We start from the raw sequence: 25465 nt of genomic DNA on the forward strand, positions 1-25465 counted from the left end.
TCAGGCCAACAGTCTTTCCTTGGCCCGCTGGTACTCCTCCTCGGTGAGCGAGCCGGTGGCCTTGAGCTCCGCCAGCTTGGCCAGATCGTCGACATGGCTGCGGGCGCCCGTGGCGGCCCCGGTGCCGCCTCCGCCCTCCGCCGGCGGGGCGGCGGCACTGCGGATGTATTCCTTGAAGGCGGCCTCGTTCCGCTGGGCCTGCTCCACGTCTCGCTGGCTCATCGACCTGCCGCGCGCGATGACGTAGACGAGCACGCCGATGAGTGGTAGCACGATCACGAGGAGTAGCCAGCCGGCCTTTGCCCAGCCGCCCAGATCATGGCTGCGGAAGATGTCCGTGATGATCTTGAACAGCAGGAAGAACCAGAGAATCCACAGGAAGAGCTCCAGCATCGTCCAGAAGATGTTGAGCAGCGGGTAGTTGTCCATGGCGCTCCCATCGGTGCGACCCCCTGGCTACAGGCGTCACCCGATTCATATCACCGCATATTGGACATTGCGCTGCGCTGCTCGGCCATTCAAGTGATCTCCGGCGCCGATGGGAATACCTCGCCGACCAGGCGTCTCGGCCGCGCGTCAGCCCCCGGCCCGCCCCCGCAGCTCCACGGCCAGGCCGATCAGCTCGGCCCACCAGGCGTCGCGCCCACCGGCCAGCAACTGCTGCGCCTCGCCCGCCTCCATCGCCCGCACCTCGACCACCTGTTCGCCATCGGCCGGATTGGTCGGCGCGGAGTCCACCGTCACCTCCGCCCAGCCCCAGAGCCAGGCCTTCTCGGGGTGCGGCTGCCACGGCCGGTACGGCTCCGGGGCGTCCGTCACGCACCGGTGCGCCCCCAGCCAGACCGGCGCCCCGAGCAACTGCGCGCCGGCCTCCTCCCGCAACTCCCGGACCAGGCAGGACTCGATGCTCTCCCCGCTCTCCCGCGTCCCGCCCGGCAGGAACCAGTGGTCGCGCTCGTCCCGGCAGAGCACCACCAATCCCTCGCTGAACCCGACCAGATGGATGTTGGTGACCAGTTCGTCCGGCGGCAGTTCCGTCGAGAACTGCGCGTCGTAAGGCCCCCACGCCCAGTGCTGCGGCGCGTGCAGCGTGGGGAAACGCGCCGCCAGTTCGGCGGCTCTGCCAGTGGTGTCCGTTCGGTCCGTGGTATCGGTCATTCCGAGATCGTAGTGCCGGCGGGGAGGCGGAGGGGGGTGGCGGTACGGGCCAGGGCGAGGCCGGCGGTGCCGAGGGCGCGGGAGCGGTGGGGGATGGTGGCCCCGACCGGGGTGGCGACCCAACTGCCCAGCGAGATCTCGGCGGTGATGCCTGGTCCGAAACCGGCGATCAGGCCCTGGGTGCCGTCGGGAAGGGCGCCCTCGTCGAAGAGGCGGGCGAGGGCGTCGAAGACGACGGCGCTGGCGATGTTGCCGCGCTCGGTGAGGGTGGCGCGGCTGAAACGGAAGGCGGCGGGTTCCAGATTGAGGTAGTGGCAGAGGTCGTCGAGGATGCGGGGGCCGCCGGCGTGCACGATGTAGAAGCCGAGGCCCGAGACGTCCCAGCTGTGCTCGGTGGCCAGCGCGCGCAGGGCGGGGGCCAGCATCTCCATGGTGCCGGGGACGCGCTTGTCGAGCTGGAAGTGGAAGCCGGTGTCCTTGACCCCGTAGGAGATCCAGTCCTCGGTGTGCGGGACGAGGTGCGAGCCGTTGCGCTCGATGTGCACGCCGGTGCCGCCGCGGCCGCGCATCACCACGGCGGCGACGGCGTCCCCGAACAGGCCGTTGGAGAGCAGCGAGCCGACGCCGAGGTCGGTCGGCTGGTAGCAGAGCGAGCAGAACTCGCAGGCCACGATGAGGACGTTGGAGCCCGGGTAGGCGCGGCAGAAGTCGTGCGCCCGGTTGACGGCGGCGCCGCCGGCCGCGCAGCCGAGCTGGGCGATCGGCACCTGGCGGGTGTCCGAGCGGAAGCCCATGGTGTTGATCAGCCAGGCCGTCAGCGAGGGCATCATGAAGCCGGTGCAGGAGACGTAGACGATCAGGTCGATGTCCCGGGCGGACAGCTCGGCGTGCCCGAGGGCGCGTTCGACCACCTCGGGGACGCGCAGCTTGGCCTCGCGTTCGTAGACGGCGTTGCGGGTGGTGAAGCCGGGGTGCTCCAGGGTCTGCTCGATGGGCTGGACGAGATGCCTGGTCCGCACCCCGGTGTTCTCGATCAGCCGTAGCGCCAGGGCGAGTTGCGGGTGGCCGGCGTGCAGGGTGCGGGCCAGGTCGAGGGTCTGGCCGAGCGTGATGACGTGCTCGGGTACCGCGATGGCGGGTCGGCAGAGTGTTGCCATGGATGAGGTCTCCCCTGGTGCCTACGGGTGCGTCGGACGTGCGCCTGGGTGGCGCGGGGGGAGGGTCACCAGGCGACCGGAAGGGTGCGCGGGTAGCGCCAGATCGAGCCCGTCCGCCAGTCCAGCCCGTCCGCCGGGACGGCGAGCCGCAGCCCGGGGAAGCGCCGCAGCAGGGTGCCGATGGCGACCTGGAGCTCCATCCGGGCCAGGTGCGCGCCGGGGCAGTGGTGGGTGCCGTAGCCGAAGGTCATGTGGTTGGCCGTGCCGCGGTCGAGGTCCAGCTCGTCGGGCCGGTCGAACATCCGCCCGTCGCGGTTGGCGGCCAGGTAGGAGACGTGCACGGGCTCGCCGGCCTTGATCAGCACACCGCCCAGCTCGACGTCCTCGGTGGCCACCCGGGCGATGCCGACGCCCTGGCGGAACGGGATGAAGCGGAGCAGCTCCTCCAGGGCGCGCGGCAGCAGGTCGGGCTGGGCGCGGAGCTTGGCGAGCTGCTCGGGGTGGGTGAGCAGGGTGTAGGTGATGTTGCTGAGCTGGTAGGTGCTGGTGTCGTGGCCGGTGACCAGCAGGACCATCGCCATCACGGCGAGCTCCTGGTCGTCCAGCAGTTCCTCGCCGTCCCGGGCGGTGGCGAGGGCGCTGATCAGGTCCTCGCCGGGGGCGCGGCGGCGGGCGGCGGTCAGCTCGGCGAAGTAGTCGCGCAGGGCGGTCTTGGCGCGGACCTGGCCGTCACCGCTGCCGGGGCCCATCGACATCATCGCGACGGCGTGGCCGCGGAGTTCGGCGCGGTCCCGCTCGGGGATGTCGAGCATCTCGCAGATGGTGGTGAGCGGCAGCCGGCTGGAGAGGTGGTGGACCAGGTCGGCGGGGGAGCCGTGTTCGGCCATCTCGTCCAGGAAGCCGTCGACGATCCGCTGGGTCTTCGCCCGCATCTGCTCGACCTGGCGGTTGGTGAAGCCCTTGGCGACCAGCCGCCGCAGCCGGTTGTGGGCGGGCGGGTCCATCAGGTTGATCGCCTCGACCTGGGCGATCGGGGCGGGCGTCATGCGGGGGAGGTCCCGCCCGATGCCGGCGGCGCGGCTGAACCGGCGGTCGGTGGTGACGACGCGGACGTCCTCGTAGCGGGTGGCCAGCCAGGCCTCGCCCTCGCCGTGCGGCAGCCGGATCCTGGCGATCGGGTCCTCGGTGAGCAGTTGCTTCAGGAGGGGGTCGAACTCCAGGCCTGCGGTGTGGTTGAACGGGCAGTCCCACACGGGGGCGGAGGTAGTCACGGGCTGATCCAAGTGGCCTGAGGTGGTGCCGCCCGGACATGGGCCGTTCGGGCGCGGACGTGCTGATGTTCCCCCATGAGGAGGCAAAAGTGTGGGCGTGACGGATAGTTCGCTCGATCGAGCGAGATAGATGATTGTCATCAGATATGCGGGAGTTGGGGATCACCTGCTGCCGGGGACGCACTCGGCAGGACGTGCGGGGCGCGCGGCAAATGGCATGCACGCTACTAGGCAACCGGCCAGTAACAGCCCTACCGTCGAACCCTCTTAGCTCTGACGGAGGAGCTGGTATGCACCGACGCCCCCATGCGCTCAGGCTCCCGGTCGCCGGCCTCTCGGCGGCCCTCCTCATCACCGCGGCCCTCACCACGACACCCGCCCCGGCCACCCCCGTGCCCGGCGCCCCCGCCGCGGCCGGCGACTACTGCGGCGGCCGCTGCCTCGACATCCTGCCGCCCGGCGAGAACGGCAACGCCACCCTCGCGGAGATCATCCTCAACCGGATGTTCGGCAGCCGCCCCGCCCACACCGACGACCAGCTCGGCCCGTACGCGGCGCTCGCGGCCGGCTACCCGGGCCTCACCGAGGCCCAGTTGCGCAGCTTCTTCAACGACGCCTCCTTCGGCGTCCCCGCCGACCAGGTGGCCAGCACCACCCGGCCCCGCGCCGACGTCGCCATCGTCCGGGACAAGGCCACCGGTGTCCCGCACATCACCGGAACCACCCGCTACGGCACCGAGTTCGGCGCGGGCTACGCCGCCGCGCAGGACCGGCTCTGGGTGATGGACCTCTTCCGGCACGTCGGCCGGGGCGAGCTCTCCGGCTTCGCCGGCGGCGCCGCGGCCAACCGCCAGCTGGAGCAGAGCTTCTGGCAGGCCGCCCCGTACACCGAGGACGAGCTCCAGCGGCAGATCGACGCCATCGCGGGGCAGGGCGACCGGGCGAAGCAGGCCCTCAACGATGCCACCGCCTACCTCGACGGCATCAACCAGTACGTCAAGGAGGCGTACGACGGCCGCTACTTCCCCGGCGAGTACGACCTCAGCGGGCACATCGACCCGATCACCAACCAGGGCTCGATCGCACCGTTCAAGCTGACCGACCTGGTGGCCCTCGCCTCCGTGGTCGGCGCCCTCTTCGGCTCCGGCGGCGGCGGTGAACTCGCCTCCGCCCAGGTCAAGTCGGCCGCCGAGGCCCGCTACGGCAAGGAGGCCGGCGACGCCGTCTGGAAGTCGCTGCGCGAGGCCGACGACCCGGAGGCCGTCCAGACCCTGCACGACGGGCAGAGCTTCCCCTACGCCCAGGCGCCCGACGACCCGCAGGGCGCCGCGCTGCCCGACCCGGGATCGGTGGTGCCCGAGCGGCTGGTCTACGACGCCACCGGCTCGGCCGGACAGCTCACCACCCCGGCAGGCGGCGTGCTGCCCGGCAACCTGCTCCGCGGCCGGCACGGGATGTCCAACGCCCTGCTGGTCTCCGGCAGCCACACCGACGACGGCCACCCCGTCGCCGTCTTCGGCCCGCAGACCGGCTACTTCGCCCCGCAGCTGCTGATGCTGGAGGAGATCCAGGGCCCCGGCATCAGCGCCCGCGGCGCCGCCTTCGCCGGCCTCAGCTTCTACGTCCAGCTCGGCCGCGGCCAGGACTACGCCTGGAGCGCCACCTCCGCGGGCCAGGACATCACCGACACCTACGCCGTCCCGCTCTGCACCACGGACGGCTCACCCGTCACCACCGCCGCCAACTCCTACCGCTGGCACGGCCAGTGCCTGCCGTTCGACCGGCTGGAGCGGAAGAACGCCTGGAGCCCGACCACCGCCGACTCCACCGCGGCCGGCTCCTACACCCTGGTGATGTACCGCTCCCGCTACGGCCTGGTGACCGCGCGCGGCACCGTCGGCGGCGCCCCCGTCGCCTTCACCTCGCTGCGCTCCTCCTACCGCCACGAGGCCGACTCCATCATCGGCTTCCAGGAGCTCAACGACCCCGGCGCGGTGCACGACGCCGCGAGCTTCCAGCGGGCCGCGCAGGACATCAACTACACCTTCAACTGGTTCTACGCGGACTCCAGGGACATCGCGTACTACAACTCCGGCGCCAACCCCGTCCGCGCCCCCGGGGTCGACCCCGGCCTGCCCGTCCGGGCCGAACCCGCCTACGAGTGGGCCGACTTCGACCCGGTGGCCAACACCGCGCGGTACACCCCGCCGGCCGAGCACCCGCAGTCGGTCAACCAGGACTACTACATCTCCTGGAACAACAAACAGGCCGCCGGGTACGCCCCGGCCGGCTACGGCAACGGCTCGGTGCACCGGGCCAACCTGCTCGACGACCGGGTCAAGGCCCTGCTGAAGAACGGCGGCAGGGCGAGCCGGGTCTCGCTCACCCAGGCCATGGAGAGCGCCGCGCTGGCCGACCTGCGGGCCGAGGACGTGCTGCCCGAGCTGCTACGGGTGATCCGCAGCGCCCCGGTGACCGACCCGGCCGCGGTCACCGCCGTGCAGCAGCTGGAGAGTTGGCTGGCGCACGGCGCGCAGCGCCGGGAGACCTCGGCCGGCAGCCAGACGTACGCGGACGCGGCGGCGATCCGGATCATGGACGCCTGGTGGCCGCTGGCCGCGGAGGGGGTGATGCGGCCCGGGCTGGGCGACCAGCTCTTCGCCGCGCTGACCGGGGCGTTGCAGATCAACGAGTCGCCGTCGGGCGGGCAGCCGGGCCCCGGTGGCGGTCCGGTCAGCGCCAACGAGTCGATCCCGCACAAGGGTTCCGCCTTCCAGTACGGCTGGTGGAGCTACCTGGACAAGGACCTGCGGGCCGTGCTCGGCCAGCCGGTGGCGGGCCCACTGGCCCGGCCGTTCTGCGGCGGGGGCGACCTCGCGGCCTGCCGGTCGGTGCTGCTCGACACCCTGAAGCGGGCCGCCGCACAGACCCCGGCCCAGGTCTACCCGGGGGACGCGGACTGCGCGGCGGGCAACCAGTGGTGCGCGGACACCGTCATCCAGCGGCCGCTGGGCGGGGTGACCGACGCCAAGACCACCTGGCAGAACCGGCCGACGTACCAGCAGGTGGTGCAGTTCTCCGCCCACCGCTGAGCACTCCGGCCCTGCGTCCCTGGCCGCGCCGGAAACCGGCGCGGCCAGAACCGGGCGGGCGTCCGGGGCGTCCGTTCAGGCGTGATCACAGGTCTCCTGAGCGGGGTGCCGCTGTTCTGGCCCGGGCTGCTCTGCTCGCTGGTACCGGCGGCGCTGCTGAACCGGCCGGTGGGGCGGCTGCTGCGGGCGCACTGGGCGGTGGCGTTCGTGCTGCTGCTGGCAGGTGGCGGGGTGGTGACGCTGACGCTGCTGCCCGACAGCCAGGGGGCGTTCTGGGAGCTCTCCCGGGACGCCGTCCGGCACTGCGCGTTCGCCGGGGCCGGGCTGCGGCCGCCCGATGAGTGGCTGACCTCGCGGCAGGCGGAGCTGAACATCGCGATGTTCGTCCCGGTCGGCCTCGCGGCGGCGCTGGCCGGGACCAGGCCCCGGGCGGCGGCCGCCCTGCTCGGTGCGGCGGCCCTGCCGTTCGCGGTGGAGGCCGTCCAGTACGCGCTGCCCGGACTCGGCCGGGCCTGCGACGCCCAGGACGTCTGGGACAGCCTGCTCGGCCTCGCCCTGGGCGCGGCCCCCGGCCTGCTCGCGGGCCAGGTGGTCCGGGCGGCGGCGCGCTCGCTGCGGGCGGGGAGGAGCGCCTGACGGACCCGTACGGGGGAGAGTCGGCGGCCGTACAGAACCGGGCTGTCCGCCATGGGACGGACAGCCCGGGTGTGTGGCGGGTAGTCAGAGGGAACGGGCGAACTCGACGAACGCCTGCCAGGCGGTCGGCGTGAAGTCGAGCCGCGGACCGCTCTTGTCCTTGGAGTCGCGTACGTGAACGGTGTCGATGCAGGAGGCGATCTCAACGCACTCGGCGCCCTCGTTGCCGCTGTGGCTGCTCTTGAACCAGACGAGTCCTGTGCTCATAGCTCCCCCAACTCAGGGACGAATCGGCGACTCGACGGTACGCCAACGGCCCGCCGCTGCCTAGCGACGGGCCGTTGGGGAGCTCAGATCTCGGTAGCGGCCGCGAACTCCACGAACGCCTTCCACGAGGCCGGCTCGAAGGCCAGCTGCGGTCCGCTCTTGTTTTTGGAGTCACGGACGAGGATGGCTTCGGTCGCGTCGGCAACCTCGATGCACTCGGCGCCCTCGTTGCTGCTGTAGCTGCTCTTGAACCATGCGAGCTCGGTGCTCATCGTTCTCCCAGCATCTTCTCGATCAGGGTCAGGGACTCCTGCGGAGTGAGCGCCTGGGCCCTGATGCTGCTGTACCGTGCGGCCATCCTACGGACTTCTTCCGAGTCCGTGATCAACCTGTTGACGTGCTGCACTTCCACGTACGCGATCTGCGGTCGTCCGGACGGAGTGAGCAGCGTGAACGGACCGCCCATTCCGGCTTGTTCCGTCCTGTCCAAGGGCATCACCTGGAGTTCCACGCCCCACATCCGCCCGATCGCGACCAGCCGCCTCAGCTGTTCGAGGTGCACATCCCAGCCACCCAGGGGCCTCTGCAGCACGCTCTCATCGAGCACCCAGCTCAACACCGGGAGCGGAGAGCGATTCAGGATCTCCTGCCTCTCCATGCGGGCGGCCACCCACTGTTCCACCTCCCCTTCGGTCAGCCACGGCCTACGCATTTGATACAGGGCCCGGGCATGAGCTTCGGTCTGGAGGAGGCCTGGGACAAGTAGTGTGCTGTACCCGTGGATCTCGACCGCCTGCGACTCCTCCTTCGTGAAGGCCTTCGAGAACGCGGGGTTCGTGAGGCGCATCTTCGCCTTCGCCTTCATGACGTCTTCCGCCACGATTTTCAACGCCCCACGAGCTCCGAGGAGTTCGTCGGCGGCCTCCAGCAGCTCGACTCTCGGGGTCCGCCGTCCCCGTTCGACCGATCCGATCATGTTCTCGCTGTACCCGGCGCGGCGCGCGAACTCCCGCTGCGTCAGTCCGGCCTGCTCCCGGAACAGCTTCAGCTGCTTGCCCACCGCGCTGAAGAACTCCGACACCTCGTCGGACAGCTCGTCGTCCTCGAACACCACGCGCTCGTCGTCCGCCACAGCAACCACCCCGTCCTGCTCACCGTGTGTGTGATCGGTTAATCCCGCACCCACCGGCAGGAAACCGTACGCATCCGCACAAGCACTCTCAGTACTCGCCGGATGCATGGTCAGGGTACGCCCCACCCGCCGCGCTATGTCTCATGAAGTCCGGAATTCCCCTCGACATCGCGACTCCACGCCACCCCCTCAGCGCGGATTGGGAAGTCGGGCCCTCCGACTTCCCAATCCGCTCAGGCCGCGTGCCCCGCCGCCTCCTCCGGGCGGATCACGGGCGGAGTCCGGAGATCGCTGCGGTGCCTTCCCGTGGGCAGCCCGGCGAGATCGCGAGCGGGGCCGCGCCGGTACGATCCGGCCCATGCTTCTGTCGATCGACGTCGAGTCACATGCCTACCAGTACGGGCAGTACGCCGGATACGCCATCGTGGGTGCGCTCGGACTGCTCTTCCTCTGGAAGGCGACCGGCGAATGGCGCGGCGTGGTCGACCAGCAGCCGCCCCGGACCCCCGAGGACGCCACCCGGATCGCCGGGCTGCGCCGGAGGCGTACGAACATCGTCCTGACCGTGATGGGCGCACTCGCCGCCGTCGGGACGACCGCGATAGGTGTGAAGGCCTCCGGGAACGACTTCCGTGACTCCGCCGCGTCCTCCGGCCCCACCGACCGCACGGTCGTCGCGCCGGCCTCCGTCGGGGACTACCACCTGCTCGTCGGGGAGAACGCCGCACAGCTGGAGGCGCGGATGGCGAATGACCCGTCGCATCGCAGCTGGTTCTACGCGAGCTCGCCGGACGACACCCACCCGCAGGTCGTGCTGACCGCCGCCACGAACGAGTGGAGCCCCGGACTCGCCCACGAGAAGGCCACGCATTCGTCCTCCTGGGCTCTCCAGAACTTCTTCGCCGGGGCCAGGGTCGACCGCCCGCAGACCGTCGACCCTGGCCCCCTCGGCGGGCAGATGCAGTGCGGCGGCAAGGGCGCGAACACCATCTGCGCCTGGGACGACGCCTCGACGTCCGGAGCCCTCGTTCTGCTGGGCATCACGGATATTCACGACGCCGCCGACCTCGCCGTGAAGTTCCGCAACGCGGCCGAACACTGAGTCAGCGGGACGCCGGACCGCAAGCCGGTCGGGTGAACCCGGGCCGGTGCGAGGGCCGTCAACCCAGGTGTCGGCCCTCCGGGCCGGCCGGTTCGGACGCCCGCGCGTACGGCGCGCTCCGGACAACGGCTCACCACGGTCAGTGCCCTGACCGCTCCCCAGGAGGTCCGCAATGGCGCCGAGGAAACCCACGAAGATCCTGCTCGGAAGCACGACACTGGTCTGCCTGAGCGCCGGCGTGATCGCGATCGGAGGCGTGGCATCCGGGCACGAGGGCACCGGGGCGACGTCGGCCGTGGCGGCGTCGGCGCGAAACGCCCGCCCGGTCCTGAAGTTCAGCAGCCTGGACGGCCCGGTCACCGCAGACGAGATCAAGTCGTACAAGTCCTACATTCAGACGCTCACGCCGGCCGCCGACAACATCGGCAACCAGTGGGCCCAGGGGCACAGCGGTGAGTCCACCAAGGCGATGGGCCTGGTGTACGAGGTCTCCGCGGACCGGGCGATCCTCGACCGGATGATCGGCTTCTGCGACACCGTCCTCTCCGAGCGCAACGACCTGGCGGCCCGCCCGGTCGGACAGCACGTGCTCTGGACCGGCAAGGTCGATCCCGCGTGGCCCAACGACGTCACGGCCAAGCCCATCGGCACCGGTGGCGAGCAGGGCGACCCGGTGGGGCACCTCGCCAACTGCGCCCGGCTCATCCTGCGGACGCCCGGCATCTGGCAGAAGCCCGTGACCAGCGGCGACCCCCACGGGTACGGCGCCACCTACCTCGACCGGGCCAAGCGGTTCGTCGCGGAGGCCGACACCGCCGTCGACCGGCACATCCTGGCCCGGCTGCTGGACGTCTCCAAGGGGAACCGCCAGTACTTCGCGGCGGACTCGCCCTACAAGGGCGGCCAGCCGGTGCCGTGGAACCAGCAGATGATGTTCGACTACGCCTTCCAGAACCTCGCGATCGCGCACCAGCTCCTGGGCGACGACCCGAAGCGGGTCAACCGGTACGACGACCTGGTGCAGGCCAGCATCGACTGGTTCTTCTCGCAGGCGCGCAAGTACACCGACGGCGCCGGCAAGACCGCCTACGACTGGGGATACGCCCCTTCGACCAACGGCAAGGAGGACAACAACCACGGCAGCCTGGACTGCGCGGGCCTCTACCGGGCCTACCTGTCCGGCCGGTACGGCATCACCCCGGCCATGCTCGCCCCGCTCGCGAACACCTTCGTGGACGTGATGAGCAAGGAGCCCGGCCACTACGCGGGGCGCATCGACGGCGCCGACGGCGCAGGGAACAGCGGGCCCACCACCTACGTCCGCAGCGGCTGGCTCCTCATGGCCGAGTTCCGGCCCGATGCCTACCAGAAGCTGATGAGCGCCAACTTCCCCCAGGGGACGACGACGGCCGACGACCAGTTCTCGCGCGCCCTGATGCTGAAGAACCGGCGGAACAAGCCCCAGGGCTGACCGGCCCGACCCACCCCGAGGCCGGCCGTCCACCACCGCGCCGGACGGGTCTCCGCACCGTGGCACCGGGCCCGTGCGACGACGTCCAACGGAGAAGTTCTAGGGTGAGCCCATGCCTGACACTGTGCCGCACGACGCCGACCGGACCGGCGGGGGCGCCGGTGGCGGGTGGTTGGAGGAGATGAGAGCGCGGGTGCGCGGAGCCCGGGCCCAGGGCGGACGGGGTGCGTGGGGTCCATCGGCCCCGGCGGGGGAGGCGCTCGACCGGGCCGACGCCACCGCCTCCCCGGTCGAGCGCCGCCTCCGGCTGGCCTTCGCCGCGCACACCGGTGAGGTGACGGCGGTGGCGGCGGCCACGGCGTACGGCCGCCGGTTCGCCGTCACCTGCGGCTGGCAGGAGGAGGCGGTCCGCGTGTGGGATCTGGACACGGGGCATCCGCTGGGCGGACCTCTCGTCGGCCACACCGACCGGGTGTCCACGGTGGCGACGACGGTGCTGGCCGGCCGGCCGGTCGCCGTCACCGGCGGCGAGGACGCGACCGTACGGGTCTGGGACCTGGTGACCGGCGCGCAGATCGGTGAACCGCTGATCAGCCCCGCCGGCCGGGTGACCTCGGTGGCGACCACCCGGCTCGACGGCCGCCCGGTGGTCGTGATCTGCGGCGAGGACGGAACGGCGCGCGTGCGGGACCTCGCCACCCGCCGACAGGTCGGGCAGTCGCTCGCCGGCCACACCGGCGAGGTGCTGTCCGTGGCGACGACGGCGCTGGACGGCCGCCGGGTGGCCGTCACCGGCGGCGAGGACGGCACGGTTCGGCTCTGGGACCTGACCACGCGCCGGCCCCTCGGCGAGCCCCTCACCGGTCACACCGGCCGGGTGACCTCGGTGGCGACCACCCGGCTCGACGGCCGCCCGATCGCCGTCACCGCCGGTCCTGAAGCCGTCCGGGTCTGGGACCTGACCACGCGCCGTCAGCTCGGCACGCCGCTCACCGGCCTCGCCACCACCGTGGTGACCGCGACCCTCGACGGCCGCCAGGTCGCCGTCACCGGCGGCTGGTACGAGGTACGGACCTGGGACCTGGCCACCCGCGAGCAGATCGGCGAGGCCCTGGACGTCCCGATGTCCGTGGGAGCGCTGGCCCTGGCACCGGACGGCCGGCTGCTGGTCGGCTTCGACTGGGACCTCACCGTGCTGGCCCACCTGCGCTGAGGGGCGATGACCGGGCCACCGCACCTCGGCTGCCCGGGTGTCGGTGCCGTGTGGCACATTGCCGCTCGTGACGACTGACACGAACGACCCGCTGGCCGGGCTGGACACCATCGACTGGGCGGCCCTGGGGCACGCCTACGGCGCTGCGGACGACGTACCGGGACAGTTGCGGGCCCTCTGCGGGGCCGACGAGGACGGGCGGGAGAAGGCGCTGATCGACCTGTACGGCAACATCTTCCACCAGGGGAGCCGCTACCAGGCGTCGGCCGTGGCGGTGCCGTTCCTGGCGCGGATGGCCGCCGACGCGTCGCTGCCCGGGCGGCCCGAGGTACTGGGGCTGCTCGCGTCGCTGGCCATCGGGTACGACGAGGCGCACCTGCCGGGCGGCGTCGACGTGGCGGGGTGTCGGCGGGAGACGGCGGAGTTCAGGGCGAAGGGGCCCGCGCGGATCCGCGCCGAGTACGACGCGTGGGTCGCGGAGGCGGCTGGGGAGGGCGAGCGCCGGGTCCGCGAGATCCGGCGTGAGGCGTTCGACTTCGACGATCAGCTTCGGTACCTGGAGACCGAGTTGGGCGTCTACGACGCGGTCCGGGCGGAGGTGCCGGGCCTTCGCGCACTGCTGGACGACGGCGATCCGGCGGTCCGGGCGGCGACGGCGTACCTCCTGGCCTGGTTCCCCGAAGAGGCCGCGCCCACGCTGCCGCGCTTGCTCCGGCTGCTCGACCGGGAGCCGGTCCCGGCCGTCCTGGCGACGGCCCTGGTCGCGGCGGGGCTGCTGGGCGATGCCGAACTCGTCGAGCGCCTGCGGCCGTTCCTCGCCACCGAGGACCGGGCGGTGCGGTGGGCGGCGGCAACCGCCCTGGCCCGCCTGGGCTCTGCCGAAGCCGGCGTGCTCGCCGAACTCGCCGCCGCCGAGACCGACCCGCCGGAGCCGGGCGCGCCGGACATCCCGTTCCACGACGGCGACCTGCGCGGCTACGCCGCGGCCGGCCTCACCCTGCTGGCCGACCACTACCCGGCCGAGGCCCTGGACGCCGTGACGACCGGCCTGGCCGCCACCTCGGGCCCCGCCGCCTTCGCGATCACCGCGGCCGCCCTGCGCCTGGCCTTCGGCCCGCAACGTCCGGCGGTGATCCCGGCGTTCGCGGAGCTGGGGGAGCGGCAGCAGCGCCTGCTCCGCGTCCTGGCCTCGCTCGACAGCGAGACGTGGCGGTGGGTGAACTTCCTGGAGATCCTGGGCGCCTGGGGGCTGCCACAGGACCGCCCGGCGCTGCGCGCCTACGCGGGGATGGCGGCGGAGTAGCCGGGGCGGCGGGGGCCGCATCCCGGGAGTGGGATGTCGGACCGGCCGACTTCCCACTCCGCGGCTCGCCGGAGCGCGGGGGCCCGGGGGATCAGCGTCGGCCGGTGGCGTGCTCGTTCAGGAAGGCGCCGGCGTGGGCGGCGGCCTCCTCCTTGGTGGCCCAGGAGGTGCCGCTGTCGGTCGTGCCGGCCGTCCCGTCGGCGCCGCGGGCGGTCCACCGCCAGTGGCCCGATGCCGGATCGCGGGACAACTCGGCCTTCCCGCCGAACAGTTCGACGGTAGCCCGGTCCGACTTCGCGGCCGGCCTCTCGACGGCGTCGGGCCACTTCTTGCGGGCGCCCTGCCGGGTGATGCCCCAGGCGGCCCCGAGCTGCTCGTAGTTCGCGCCGTAGGAGCCGGCGGTCCGCGCGGCGATCGCCGTCAGCCGTTCGACCTCCGTGTCCACCACCTTCCAGGCGGCGAGGACGGACAGGGTGACCTCGATCGGGTCCGCGTTCCACATGCGGTCCTCGGTGAGCCCGGTCGCCCGGGCGCGCAGGGCCGTGGCGAGCGGGGTGAGGGCGTCCTGGAGGGCCCGGTCGAGAGAGGCGAGTTCGGCGGAGGTGGCTTCGGTCGGCTTCATGGCGACAACTTTAGTTTCCAACCTCCTTGCGGTAACAAGAGTTTACGAATGGAATATGCCAACCACGGTGGCGCCGAGGGCGTCCAGACGGCGGCGGACGCTGGTGGTGATGCCCTTGCCGGGCACGTGCATCGGCGGCCCGGACGTGCGGGTGCCGACGGCTCCCCGAGCCGCCGGCGCCCGCGTCAGACCTGGTCAGCCGCCGTACTGGGCGAAGAGCTTCGCGAACTCGTAGGGCTGCTGCGGGATGTTGGTGCACTTGAACAGCGCGCCGGTGCAGGCGTTGGCGTCCCGGGTGGCGTCCCAGAAGGCGAGCACGCCGAGGTGGTGCTGCTGGGCGAAGGAGACCAGCTGCTGGGCGTCCGCCTGGTTGTAGATCTGGTGGTCGTCGTTCTCCCCGATCATCGGGGTGACGCCGACCATCGCCCAGAGCTGGGCATCGCTCTTCGCCGGGTAGAGGGTCTTGAGCTGGCCGTAGAGCGACTGGGCGGCCTGGACGGCCGCGTCGCCGTAGTCGGCGCCGGTGCGGTAGTAGTCCATGGCCATGACGTTCACCAGGTTGACGTCCACGCCCGCGTCCCGGGCGGACTTGACGATGGCGACGCCGTCGGCGGTGAGGCCCTCGGGCAGCACCGGCAGGGTGAAGGAGACCTTGAGACCGGGGTTGGCCTGCTGCAACCTGGCCAGCGCGGCGGACCGGCGGGTGTTGGAGGCGGTGTCGGCGATCGCCGCGCCCTCGATGTCGAAGTCGACGTAGCGCAGGTTGTAGGCCTTCACCACGGCGTCGTACTCGGCGAACAGCGAGTCCACCGTGGTGCAGGCGGCGGCGAGTTCGGTGCCGCTGGCGCCGCCGAAGGAGACCTTGACGTCGCCACCGGCCGCGCGCAGCGCGTCCACCTGGTCCTTGGCCCAACCGGTGCGCGGGTCATAGGCGTTGAACCAGCTGGCCTTGCAGCCGACGCCGGTGACGAAGCCCATCGTGAAGGACTTGAGGTTGCCGGACTTGGCCATCGCGGGCATCGACGGGGTCGGCCAGGCGCCCATGTCGATGTACGGGGCCACCGGGACGGCCACGTTCGGCGGCGGGGTGCCGGGGCCGGTGGGCGTGGCGGTGGTCGTCGGGGTGCCCGACGTGGGCGGCGGGGTGGACGGGTTGCCGCCGCCGGGCCCGGTCAGCGAGACGTCGTCGGCGAGGTAGGAGCCCTGCCCGTACCAGCCGTGCAGGTACACCGTGACGCTGGTGGTGGCCGGTCCGGTGGTGAACGTGGTGGACAGCTGCTGCCAGGCGGCCCCACCGGGCGTCCAGACGGCCGGGTCGGTGACCCCGCTGCCGGTCGCGCCGAGGTAGACGTACTGGCCCTGCACCCAGGCGCTGAGCGTGTACGTGGTGTTGGGCTGCACGGTGACGCTCTGGCCGCACTGCGCGGTGTCGCTGCTGCCCGCGGCGCCCTTGAGTGCGTACGAGCCGTTGTGCGCACCGGTGTTGACGATGCTGCCGGTGGTGGCGGAACAGCTCCACGGGCCGAGCGAGCCGCTCTCGAAGCCGGCGTTGGCGAGCAGGTTGCCGTCGGCCGCACCGGCGTTGCCGGCGAGGGCGGCGAGCCCGCCCGCGGCCAGGGCGACGGCGGCGGCGAGGCTGAGCAGCTTGGCGCGGCCGGCGGGGCGGCGGTGCTGGGCGGGCGCGTGCTGGACGGGGGCGTGCTGGGGCGCGCGTGGCATGGGGGTGCCTCTCGGGGACGGTGCCCCGCCGACCACGGGCGCAGAAAAGGACCGGGGTGCGCGGGCGGGCGGCGGCGGGCTGGGGGCGGGGTGTCCGGATGCGGGGGAGGTGCGCGGTACTGAGCATCAAACTGGACTAGACCAGCTGTGCACGTCAAGCATTTCCGGGACATCAAGGCGCGCCACAGCCCGGCTTGTGCATGGTTTAAGAGTGCTCTCATCCTGGCGGCCGCTCGGGTTCCACACCGTCGGCTCACCGGGCGGCCGCGGGTGTGGTCGAGGCGGGCGCCGGCCCGGGCGCCGCACCGTTCGGGTGTGCCGCACTTGACCTTGAGTGCGCTCGAAGGTGAAGGCTGGTTCCCGTTGGTCCCGGTGACACCGGATCCCGACGGATCCCGACGAATCCCGACACGAAGGAGAACCGCGATGCGTACCGCCACGCTCGGAACCGAGGGCCCCGAGGTCGGGGTGGTCGGCCTCGGCTGCATGGGGATGACCTGGGCCTACGACCTGCGCGACCGCGACGACGAGGTCTCGGTCCGGGTGATCAGGGAGGCGCTGGATCTCGGTGTCACCCTGATCGACACCGCCGACATCTACGGCCCGTACAACAACGAGGAGGTGGTCGGCACCGCCCTGGCCGGCCCCTACCGGGAGCGCGCGGTGCTCGCCACCAAGGTGGGCCTCGTCCCGGGCACCGACACGCGGGTGGCGAACGACGGGCGGCCGGAGCACGTGCGGCGGGCGATCGACGAGAGCCTGCGCCGGCTCGGCACCGACCACGTGGATCTGTACCAGCTGCACCGGGTGGATCCGCAGGTGCCGATCGAGGAGACCTGGGGCGCGCTCGCCGAGACGGTCGCGGCGGGCAAGGCGCGCCGGATCGGGCTCTCCGAGGTGAGCGTCGAGCAGATCAGGCGGGCGCAGGCGGTGCACCCGGTGGCGTCCGTGCAGTCGGAGCTGTCGCTGTGGACGCGCGACGCGCTGGCCGAGGTGCTGCCGTACACCGAGGAGCAGGGCATCGCCTTCCTGCCGTTCTCGCCGCTCGGCCGGGGCTTCCTGACCGGGCGGATCTCCTCGGTGGACGAACTGCCCGCCGACGACTTCCGCCGGACGCTGCCGCGCTTCCAGCAGGAGGCGCTGGCGGCCAACCTGGCGCTCGTCGGGAAGGTGAAGGAGGTCGCCGCGCGGGTCGGGGCGACGCCCGCGCAGGTGGCGCTGGCCTGGGTGCTGGCGCAGGGCCGGTACGTCTTCCCGATCCCGGGCACCAAGACGCCCCGCTACCTGGCGGACAACGCGGCGGCGGCCGAGGTGGTGCTCGGCGCGGCCGACCTGGCCGAGCTGGACGCCCTGCCCGCGCCGACCGGCGGGCGGTACTGAGCGGTTCCGAACGGCACCCGCCGGCCGCCGCCGGGCGCTCAGCGCTCCTTGATCCAGACCAGCTGCCGCCCGGTCTCGCCGGGTGCCCTGACCGCGGTGTCGGCCACCCGGTCCAGGCGGTAGCCGAGCTTGCGCGGGACGGCGGCGCTGGGGCCGTTCGCCTGGTCGCAGCGGATCTCCACCCGCTCGATGCCGGGCAGGGCGAGGGCGGTCTCGGTGAGCGCCCGGGCGGCGGCGGTGGCGATGCCGCGGCCCACGTGCTCGGCGCTCACCCAGTAGCCGATCTCCAGCGCGCCCGGCCCGATCCGGCCGTGCAGGCCGAACGCGCCGATGACGCTGCCGGGCCTGGCGTCCAGCCCGGCGAGGTAGATGAAGTCGGTGCCGGCGTCCCAGGCGGCGGCTCCGGCCGCGGTCAGCCGGCCGGTCTGCGCGCGGGTGGGCGCCTCGGCCGCCCACTCCATCCAGGGCCGCAGATGGTCGAGGTTGGCGCGGACGGCGGCGTTGAGCGCGGTGGCGTGCCAGGCACAGCGGCGGTGCAGGGAGACACCGCCGGCCAGCCGCAGCAGCTCCGGCGGCCGGCCGGCGGTGACCTCGCCCGGCGCCCCGGCACGCGGGGTCTCGCCCCGCACGGTGGCGCGCGGCCCCGGCTCGGGCGCTTCCTTGCAGGACCGTGGCATGACGTGACCCATGACAGCGATTATGTCGGCGGCCCAGACCGGGGACCACCGAGTTTCGGGGCGGGCGCCGGGAGCGTCGGAGCGCGCGACGGGCGCGTCAGAGGCGCACCAGCACCTCGTCGAGATCCTTGCGCCGCAGGTCGGGCACGCGCGCCCCGTCCGCCGGGTACCCGACCGGGATCACGTACGCGGCCCGCTCCTCGGCCGGCCGCTCGCACACCTCGTTCAGGAACTTCATCGGGCTCGGGGTGTGGGTGAGCGTGGCCAGCCCGGCCTGGTGCAGGCTCGCGAGCAGCAGTCCGACCGCGATGCCGACCGACTCCTTGGTGTAGTACGGCCGAGGCGAGTGCGGGCCCTTGTGCACCTCGAAGACGACGATCACGGCGGGCGCGTCCTCCAGGAACGGCTTCTCCCAGTCGGTGCCGATCGGCGCCAGCGCGGCCAGCCACTCCTCGGAGGCCCGGTGCGCGTAGAACTCGCGCTCCTCGGCCTCGGCGGCCGCGCGCAGCCGCCGTTTGCGCTCCGGGTCGGTGATCACCACGAAACGCCAGGGCTGGACGTGGGCGCCGCTGGGCGCGGTGTTCGCGGTGCGGACCGCCCACTCGACGACGCCGTCCGGGATCGGGCGGGTGGAGTAGTCGCGGACGGTCCTGCGCTGGTCCATCACGTCGTGGAAGGACTTGCTGCGCGCCTCGGCCTCGTGGGCGGGCACCGTCATCGGGCGGAGCGGGACGCTCGGGTACGAGGCGCCGGCCGCCGCCGTGCTGTCAACCATGGGGCTCTCAACCATGGTCGACAGCAGAGCACATGACGGACGGTCAGGGGAAGGGGTCAGGTCTGGACCACGGATGCGTCCGCCCGCCCCGACCGCCCGCCCCGACCGTCCGCCCCACTCGCCCCCCGACCGTCCGCAGGGGTTCAGCTCTCCCGGACGCGACCGCCGCTGACCTCGATCCGCCGGTTCACCACGACGGTGTCCAGCATCCGCCGGTCGTGCGTGACCAGCAGCAGCGTGCCGGTGTACGAGGCCAGCGCGGACTCCAGTTGCTCGATGGCGGGCAGGTCCAGGTGGTTGGTGGGCTCGTCCAGCACCAGCAGGTTCACCCCGCGCGCCTGCAGCAGCGCCAGCGCGGCGCGGGTGCGCTCGCCGGGGGAGAGGGTGCCGGCCGGGCGCAGCACGTGCGCCGCCTTGAGGCCGAACTTGGCCAGCAGGGTGCGCACCTCCTCCGGCGTCAACTCCGGTACGGCGGCCGCGAACGCCTCCGCCAGCGGCGCCCCGCCGAGGCTGTGCTCGTTCTTGAAGATGTGACCGCGCGCCTGGTCCACCTCGCCGACGACCACGCCGGAGCCCAGGACGGCGCTGCCGCCGTCGAGTTCGAGCCGGCCGAGCAGGGCGGCCAGCAGCGTGGACTTGCCCGCGCCGTTGGCGCCGGTGATGGCGACCCGGTCGGCCCAGTCGATCTGGAGGTCCACCGGGCCGAAGGCGAAGTCGCCGCGGCGGGTGGTGGCCCCGCGCAGGGTGGCGACCACCGAGCCGGAGCGCGGCGCGGTGGTGATCTCCATCCGCAGCTCCCACTCCTTGCGCGGCTCCTCGACCACGTCCAGCCGCTCGATCATCCGCTGGGTCTGCCGGGCCTTGGACGCTTGCTTCTCGGTGGACTCGGCGCGCACCGCGCGCCCGATCTTGTCGTTGTCGCTCGCCTTGCGGCGGGCGTTGCGCACGCCGTGCTCCATCCAGCCGCGCTGCATCCGCGCCCGGGCCTCCAGGCCGGCCTTGGTGTCGGCGTACTCCTCGAACTCCTCGCGGGCGTGCCGACGGGCCACCGCGCGCTCCTCCAGGTACGCCTCGTAGCCGCCGCCGTACACGTTGACCTGCTGCTGGGTGAGGTCCAGCTCCAGCACCCTGGTCACCGTGCGGGCCAGGAACTCGCGGTCGTGGCTGATCAGCACGGTGCCCGCGCGCAGGCCCTTGACGAAGGCCTCCAGCCGCTCCAGGCCGTCCAGGTCGAGGTCGTTGGTGGGCTCGTCGAGGAGGAAGACGTCGTAGCGGGAGAGCAGCAGCGAGGCCAGACCGGCCCGGGCGGCCTGGCCGCCGGAGAGCGCGGTCATCGGCAGGTCCAGCGAGACCTTCAGCCCGAGCGACTCGGCGACCTCCTCGGCCCGCTCCTCCAGGTCGGCGCCGCCGAGGTCCAGCCAGCGGTCCAGGCTCGTCGCGTACGCGTCGTCGGCGCCCGGGCGGCTCTCGACCAGGCCCTCGGTGGCCTCGTCCAGCGCCGCCTGCGCGGCCGCGACGCCGGTGCGGCGGGCCAGGAAGTCCCGGACGGACTCGCCCTCGCGGCGCTCCGGCTCCTGCGGCAGGTGGCCGATGCTGGCGCCGGCCGGGCTGAGTCGCAGCGTGCCGCCCTCGGGGGTGTCCAGCCCGGCGAGCAGCCGCAGCAGGGTCGACTTCCCGGCGCCGTTCACCCCGACCAGGCCGATCACGTCGCCGGGGGCGACGACCAGGTCCAGGCCGGAGAAGAGGGTGCGGTCGCCGTGGCCGGCGCTGAGGTCCTTGACTACGAGTGTGGCGCTCATGATGCTCCCGATTCTAGGAGCAGCGGGGCCGGGGGCGGAAAGCCGCCGGAGCGCCCCCGGGCCCGCGGCGGGATGCCGCGGGCCCGGGGTGCCATCGGGCCGGGTGTCCGGGCCGGGTGTTCGGGGGGACGGGCCGGGCCATGGGGGCAGGGCCGGAAAACCGGTTGCGGGGCCGTCCGGGCCTCCGTAGCGTGAGCTCCGCCACCCGCCAGAACAGGAGAAGGCCGTTGCTCTACTGAGGTCCCGAGACACCGCCCCCGCCGTGCCGCAGCCCTGCTGTGCGTGGTGCGCGAGTGTGCGACCTCAGTGGTGAGCAGGCCCCGCCGCCGTTCGTTTCCGGCGCTCCGACCCGGCCAGGCCCGATCCGGCCCCGCCAGGCCCGGCCCGGCGCTCCCGCTCCCGCCGCACCCGCGGTGTCTCCCGTGTTGCTCCCCCTCATCACGTCAGGCAACCATCCGGGAGGCCGTCCATGGCACCATCCACCACCTCCGTCCTCTGCACCGACCTCGCCTTCGAATGGCCCGACGGCAAGACCGTCCTCGACGGCTTCCACCTCGCCGTCGGCCCCGGCCGGACGGGGCTGATCGGGCTCAACGGCGCCGGCAAGTCCACGCTGCTGCGGCTCATCGCCGGCGAGCTCACCCCCACCGCCGGCACCGTCCGGGTCGGCGGCGAACTCGGCTACCTGCCCCAGGGGTTGACGCTCGACACGGCGCTGCGGGTCGATGAGGCGCTCGGCATCCGGGCCGTCCGCGAGGCCCTGCACGCGATCGAGTCCGGCGACACCGGCCAGCGGCACTTCGACGCCGTCGGCGACGACTGGGACGTCGAGGAGCGCGCCCGCGCCACCCTCGACCGGCTCGGCCTGCACCGCCTCGGCCTCGACCGCACCACCGGCGAGCTCTCCGGCGGCGAGGCCGTCCTGCTGCGGCTGGCCGCCCTGCTGCTGCGCCGCCCCGACGTCCTGCTGCTCGACGAACCCACCAACAACCTCGACCGCGCCGCCCGCGAGCGGCTCTACGAGACGGTGGCCGGCTGGAGCGGGGTCATGCTGATCGTCAGCCACGACCGCGAACTGCTCCAGCACGTCGACCAGATCGCCGACCTGCGGGACGGCGAAGTCACCTGGTACGGCGGAAACTTCGCCGAGTACGAGCGCACCGTCGCCGCCCAGCAGGAGACGGCCGAGCGGCTGCTGCGCAACGCCGAGGCCGACGTCCAGCGCCAGAAGAGGGACCTGGTCGAGGCCCGGAGCAGGCTGGAGCGCAGCGCCAGCTACGGCAAGAAGCGCTCGGTCACCCGCAACGACCCGCACATCTTCGCCGGCAAGCTGAAACGCCAGGGCCAGGAGACGGCGGGCCGGCTCCAGGGCATGCACACCGAGCGCCTGGAGGAGGCCAAGCAGCGCCTCACCACCGCCGAGGAGGCCGTCCGCGACGACGCCGAGATCCGGATCGACCTGCCCCGCACCGCCGTCCCGGCCGGCCGCACCGTGCTCACCCTGCAGAAGGTCCGGCTGCCCTACGGCACCACCGCCGACCTCGACCTGCGCGGCCCCGAACGGATCGCCCTGGTCGGCCGCAACGGCTCCGGCAAGACCACCCTGCTGCGCGCCATCGCCGGTGAACTCGCCCCGCTGGAGGGGGAGATCACCACCCCGGTGCCGCTGCGCCACCTGCCGCAGCGGCTCGACCTGCTGGACGACCGGCTCACCGTCGCGGGGAACGTCAAGCTGTTCGCCCCGTCGGCGGGGGACAACGCGATCCGGGCCCGGCTGGCCCGTTTCCTGTTCCGCGGCGGCCGGGCCGACCAGCCCGCCGCCACCCTCTCCGGCGGCGAGCGCTTCCGGGCCGCACTGGCCGCCCTGCTGCTGGCCGACCCGCCGCCGCAGCTGTTGCTGCTCGACGAGCCGACCAACAACCTGGACCTGGCCAGCGTCCGCCAGCTCACCCAGGCGCTCGCCGCCTACCAGGGCGCGCTGATCGTGGCCAGCCACGACCTGCCGTTCCTGCGTGGCCTCGGCCTCACCCGGTGGCTGGAGCTGGACGGCGAACTGCGGGCGGTGGAGCCGATGTGAGAGGCGGACGCCGAGGGGCCGATGCGAGGCCAGGCCCGCGGGCCCCCCGGCTCCTCAGCGGTCGCCACCGAGGAGCCGGCGGGCAGTGGTCAGCGCCGAGTCCTTGAGGGTGTCCAGCTCCTTCTCGGTGAACACCGGCGTGGGCACCTGCGGGGGGATGCCCGGCCCGTCGAAGGTGCGTCCGTCGCGGGTCAGGAACTCCTCGTTCGGCAGACCCACCGCCCAGTGCGCCGACAGCAGCCGGATCATGACGTCGGAGAAGACGCCCTGGGTGTTCTCGCCGATCCTGGTCACCCGCGGGCTGCGCTCCATCAGCGCCATGGTGAACGTCTCGCCCGCGCTGACCGTGGTGCCGGCGGTCAGCAGGGCGACCGGCCCGGTGAAGCGCGGAGCCGCCGCCGGGCGCACGGTGATCGGCTGCGGCCGGGTGAAGCGGCTCGGGTCGGCCGGGTCGTTCCGGGCCCGCTTGGTGTACGCCGGATACGGGCGGTCGGTGAGCCGGGCGGCGATCCGCAGCCCGAGTTCGTCCGAGCCACCGCCGTTCAGCCGGACGTCGATCACCAGTCCGCGCAGCCCGGCCGAGCCGGCCAGGAGAGCGTCCAGAGCCCGGTCCAGCTCGGCCGCCTGCTGCTGGTAGCTGCCGTCCTCGACATAGTCGTCGAAGCTGCCGACGCGCAGATAGCCGATACCGCCCGGGAGTTCGCCGACCCCGAGCTTGCCCCCGCCGAACATCCGCTCCGGCCCGACCAGTTGCGCCGCGACGGCCTTCCCGGCCCGCTTGGCAAGCTCCGGGGTCTCCTCCTGAGTGCCCGGCCGCAGGCCGAAGAAGACCCCGTGGAGATCGCGGGCGAGGCTGGTGTGCGCGTCGTGCAACGGCTCCATCATGGCGGTGAAGATTCGCTGGAGGTCGTCGTCGGTGGTCTGCGGGCCGATCTGGGGCCGGTACTGGTCCCGGACGGCGTGCCAGTCGATGCCCTTGGCGGCGAAGAACGGGTAGTTCTCCTCGAACGTCTCCCAGAACCGGTCGAAGACGGACAGCGGGTCCCCGGGCGCCGGTGTGGTGCACAGCGCGGGCAGCCCCGGCAGCCGCTCCAGGTGCGTGCTGCCGGCCGAGTCGTCGGCCTTCAACGCGGCCCGGTCGCGGCCCTGTGGCGTGACGGTTATGTCGGCCGTCGCCCCGCGTCCGTAACGGGTCGCCCCGTCGCGCCCGGGGCTACCGACCTGCCCCGCCGTGAAGAACCCCGGGACGCAGCTGCCCGAGGTCACGCTGTAGGTCGTCAGCCGTCCGTGGTCGATCGTCAGGACCATTCCGTACCCGTCCGACCGCCAGGCGCCCTCCAGCCGGTTCGCGGCCGGCTGCGCCCCGCTCGCCGGCGCGGCGAGCGCGGTGCCCGCCACCCCCGTCGTCACTCCGATCGTCACCGCGAGCGCCACCGCTGTGACCCCCGCCGCCCGTGCCGTACCCCTGAACCGCATGTCGGCCTCCGCCGTCTCTGTCGGTCCGGTCGGGTGGGATCCTGCCGGGCCCGCACACGGGTGAGCGGGCCCGCACGGTCCCCACGACCGTCCCCAGGCCTCCCCCGCGGAACCCCTCCGCCGCCTGCCGTCGACGCTACGGGCCGGGTGGCCGACCGGTCGTCCACCTCTGTGGTGGTCCCGCCGGTCGCCCGGGCCCGTCCCAGGACGGAGCGGGGTGCGGCCCGGGGCGGACCGGGGGAGGAGCGGAACGGGACCTGAGGAGGATCGACAACCGGCCCTTCGGCCTGCCACGGCGTGTCAGGCCCGGGCGGGCCTGAGCTTTCCCGAGACCAGGGTGCCCAGCCGGTCCAGCCCGACCACCGCCGCCGCGAGGACCACGAACTCCACGGTCAGCAGGGCGATCTGGCCCCAGACATAGCCGTAGCCCTCGGTCGTCGGGTCGAAGAAGAAGTACGGGTACGGCATCGGGTAGTTGGAGAACAGCGCGTTGCGGACCAGCACGATCGCCGCGTACCCGAGCGGGAAGGCCAGCCAGAGCGGTATGTCGCGCCAGGCGGAGGCGTTGCGGGGCTTCAGCGTCAGCCAGTCGGCGATCACCATCACCGGCGTGACGTAGTGCAGGAAGAACGACGACCAGTGCTGGAGCTTGTCCGGCCCGTCGAAGAGTCCGGGCAGCGGATTGGCACCGTGCTCCAGCAGGATGTGCGAGACCAGCCCGGTGATCAGGATGTACAGGGTGGCGGCCCCGCGCAGCCGGGGCGCGGGGGCGTCCACGGTGCCGCGCTTGACCATCCAGTACGCCGCGCCGGCGAAGTAGCCGAGCACGATCACGTTGCTCTGGATGGTGAAGTACACCAGCGGCGCGGTCTGGAGGATCAGGCCGAGGCCCGCCGAGAGCACGATGCCCAGGCGCCACCAGAGCGCCGGGCGGATCCAGACTGACATACGGTCACCAGTTCGTTCGAGGCGATACGGGAGGTATCGGACGGTCGGGGCGGGGGAACGCCGCACTCTACTCGCTGGTAGGGGCGGGACGGAAGAATCGTCACTGCGGACTCCCCCGGCCGCCCGGCTGCTCGGGCAGGACGATCATCGCCCCGCCCGACGGCGTCGACCGGTCCGCCCACGGCCGCGC

Annotated in this window: 22 protein-coding genes; 8 read left to right on the forward strand and 14 right to left on the reverse strand. The window is 72.7% G+C overall.

The annotated features are described in order from the left end of the window. From AB0P06_RS28835 to AB0P06_RS28850, 4 genes are all read right to left on the reverse strand, one after another. Complete coding sequence (locus AB0P06_RS28835; RefSeq protein ID WP_363612369.1) at positions 1 to 429, reverse strand: SHOCT domain-containing protein; 429 nt, start codon at positions 427 to 429, stop codon at positions 1 to 3. A 147-nt stretch (positions 430 to 576) separates the two neighbouring features. Next, on the reverse strand, positions 577 to 1158 hold the full coding sequence (locus AB0P06_RS28840) for an NUDIX hydrolase (protein ID WP_363612371.1): 582 nt from the start codon (positions 1156 to 1158) through the stop codon (positions 577 to 579). Beyond that, complete coding sequence (locus AB0P06_RS28845) at positions 1155 to 2315, reverse strand: type III polyketide synthase (protein ID WP_363612373.1); 1161 nt, start codon at positions 2313 to 2315, stop codon at positions 1155 to 1157. Before AB0P06_RS28845 ends, AB0P06_RS28840 begins: the two co-directional genes overlap by 4 nt. A 65-nt stretch (positions 2316 to 2380) precedes the next feature. Beyond that, complete coding sequence (locus tag AB0P06_RS28850) at positions 2381 to 3586, reverse strand: cytochrome P450 (RefSeq protein ID WP_363612375.1); 1206 nt, start codon at positions 3584 to 3586, stop codon at positions 2381 to 2383. Between the two features lie 290 nt (positions 3587 to 3876). Here AB0P06_RS28850 and AB0P06_RS28855 point away from each other — a divergent pair, with 290 nt between their 5' ends. Both AB0P06_RS28855 and AB0P06_RS28860 read left to right on the forward strand, forming a co-directional pair. Next, positions 3877 to 6678 (forward strand): penicillin acylase family protein, encoded by a 2802-nt coding sequence (locus tag AB0P06_RS28855; protein WP_363612377.1) that lies wholly within the window; start codon positions 3877 to 3879, stop codon positions 6676 to 6678. Between the two features lie 81 nt (positions 6679 to 6759). Then, the gene (locus tag AB0P06_RS28860; RefSeq protein WP_363612379.1) at positions 6760 to 7314 is read left to right on the forward strand and encodes a VanZ family protein; all 555 of its coding nucleotides are present in this window, start codon (positions 6760 to 6762) and stop codon (positions 7312 to 7314) included. 84 nt (positions 7315 to 7398) lie between these two features. On the opposite strand, the gene AB0P06_RS28865 is transcribed toward AB0P06_RS28860, so the two are convergent. The 3 genes from AB0P06_RS28865 to AB0P06_RS28875 all read right to left on the reverse strand — a co-directional run bounded on the left by AB0P06_RS28865 (position 7399) and on the right by AB0P06_RS28875 (position 8713). Beyond that, positions 7399 to 7581: a DUF397 domain-containing protein gene (locus AB0P06_RS28865; protein WP_363612381.1), complete on the reverse strand. Its 183-nt coding sequence runs from the start codon at positions 7579 to 7581 to the stop codon at positions 7399 to 7401. A gap of 83 nt (positions 7582 to 7664) precedes the next feature. Continuing rightward, positions 7665 to 7853, reverse strand: coding sequence for a DUF397 domain-containing protein (locus tag AB0P06_RS28870; protein WP_363612383.1), 189 nt, complete (start codon positions 7851 to 7853; stop codon positions 7665 to 7667). Further along, a complete protein-coding gene (locus AB0P06_RS28875) occupies positions 7850 to 8713 on the reverse strand; it encodes a helix-turn-helix transcriptional regulator (RefSeq protein WP_363612385.1) in 864 nt (287 codons plus the stop codon). Before AB0P06_RS28875 ends, AB0P06_RS28870 begins: the two co-directional genes overlap by 4 nt. Before the next feature lie 358 nt (positions 8714 to 9071). On the opposite strand from AB0P06_RS28875, the gene AB0P06_RS28880 reads away from it, so the two are divergent. The 4 genes from AB0P06_RS28880 to AB0P06_RS28895 all read left to right on the forward strand — a co-directional run bounded on the left by AB0P06_RS28880 (position 9072) and on the right by AB0P06_RS28895 (position 13802). Continuing rightward, positions 9072 to 9815 carry a hypothetical protein gene (locus AB0P06_RS28880; RefSeq protein WP_363612387.1) on the forward strand — a complete coding sequence of 248 codons (744 nt, stop codon included), beginning with the start codon at positions 9072 to 9074 and terminating at the stop codon, positions 9813 to 9815. 172 nt (positions 9816 to 9987) lie between these two features. Then, entirely contained in the window at positions 9988 to 11286 is a 1299-nt protein-coding gene (locus AB0P06_RS28885) for a hypothetical protein (RefSeq protein ID WP_363612389.1), read from the forward strand. A gap of 112 nt (positions 11287 to 11398) precedes the next feature. Next, positions 11399 to 12499: a hypothetical protein gene (locus tag AB0P06_RS28890; protein ID WP_363612391.1), complete on the forward strand. Its 1101-nt coding sequence runs from the start codon at positions 11399 to 11401 to the stop codon at positions 12497 to 12499. Positions 12500 to 12566: 67 nt separating this feature from the next. Then, complete coding sequence (locus AB0P06_RS28895; RefSeq protein ID WP_363612393.1) at positions 12567 to 13802, forward strand: HEAT repeat domain-containing protein; 1236 nt, start codon at positions 12567 to 12569, stop codon at positions 13800 to 13802. Between the two features lie 91 nt (positions 13803 to 13893). Here AB0P06_RS28895 and AB0P06_RS28900 read toward each other — a convergent pair whose 3' ends face one another. Continuing rightward, on the reverse strand, positions 13894 to 14424 hold the full coding sequence (locus tag AB0P06_RS28900) for a hypothetical protein (RefSeq protein ID WP_363612395.1): 531 nt from the start codon (positions 14422 to 14424) through the stop codon (positions 13894 to 13896). Positions 14425 to 14619: 195 nt separating this feature from the next. Then, on the reverse strand, positions 14620 to 16143 hold the full coding sequence (locus AB0P06_RS28905; protein ID WP_363612397.1) for a carbohydrate binding domain-containing protein: 1524 nt from the start codon (positions 16141 to 16143) through the stop codon (positions 14620 to 14622). Between the two features lie 426 nt (positions 16144 to 16569). On the opposite strand from AB0P06_RS28905, the gene AB0P06_RS28910 reads away from it, so the two are divergent. Continuing rightward, the gene (locus AB0P06_RS28910; protein ID WP_363612399.1) at positions 16570 to 17523 is read left to right on the forward strand and encodes an aldo/keto reductase; all 954 of its coding nucleotides are present in this window, start codon (positions 16570 to 16572) and stop codon (positions 17521 to 17523) included. A gap of 38 nt (positions 17524 to 17561) precedes the next feature. On the opposite strand, the gene AB0P06_RS28915 is transcribed toward AB0P06_RS28910, so the two are convergent. The 3 genes from AB0P06_RS28915 to AB0P06_RS28925 form a co-directional block, all read right to left on the reverse strand. After that, the gene (locus tag AB0P06_RS28915) at positions 17562 to 18212 is read right to left on the reverse strand and encodes a GNAT family N-acetyltransferase (protein WP_363612401.1); all 651 of its coding nucleotides are present in this window, start codon (positions 18210 to 18212) and stop codon (positions 17562 to 17564) included. Positions 18213 to 18297: 85 nt separating this feature from the next. Then, positions 18298 to 18975 (reverse strand): nitroreductase family protein, encoded by a 678-nt coding sequence (locus tag AB0P06_RS28920; protein ID WP_363612403.1) that lies wholly within the window; start codon positions 18973 to 18975, stop codon positions 18298 to 18300. 143 nt (positions 18976 to 19118) lie between these two features. Further along, entirely contained in the window at positions 19119 to 20774 is a 1656-nt protein-coding gene (locus AB0P06_RS28925; protein WP_363612405.1) for an ABC-F family ATP-binding cassette domain-containing protein, read from the reverse strand. Positions 20775 to 21243: 469 nt separating this feature from the next. Here AB0P06_RS28925 and AB0P06_RS28930 point away from each other — a divergent pair, with 469 nt between their 5' ends. Then, positions 21244 to 22851 (forward strand): ABC-F family ATP-binding cassette domain-containing protein, encoded by a 1608-nt coding sequence (locus tag AB0P06_RS28930; RefSeq protein WP_363612407.1) that lies wholly within the window; start codon positions 21244 to 21246, stop codon positions 22849 to 22851. Positions 22852 to 22905: 54 nt separating this feature from the next. Here AB0P06_RS28930 and AB0P06_RS28935 read toward each other — a convergent pair whose 3' ends face one another. Both AB0P06_RS28935 and AB0P06_RS28940 read right to left on the reverse strand, forming a co-directional pair. Further along, positions 22906 to 24327 (reverse strand): S41 family peptidase, encoded by a 1422-nt coding sequence (locus tag AB0P06_RS28935; protein ID WP_363612410.1) that lies wholly within the window; start codon positions 24325 to 24327, stop codon positions 22906 to 22908. 300 nt (positions 24328 to 24627) lie between these two features. Further along, positions 24628 to 25275, reverse strand: coding sequence for a Pr6Pr family membrane protein (locus AB0P06_RS28940; RefSeq protein WP_363612412.1), 648 nt, complete (start codon positions 25273 to 25275; stop codon positions 24628 to 24630). Between the last annotated feature and the right edge of the window lie 190 nt (positions 25276 to 25465).

This window comes from Kitasatospora sp. NPDC088351, assembly GCF_040685575.1.
Lineage (GTDB): Bacteria > Actinomycetota > Actinomycetes > Streptomycetales > Streptomycetaceae > Kitasatospora.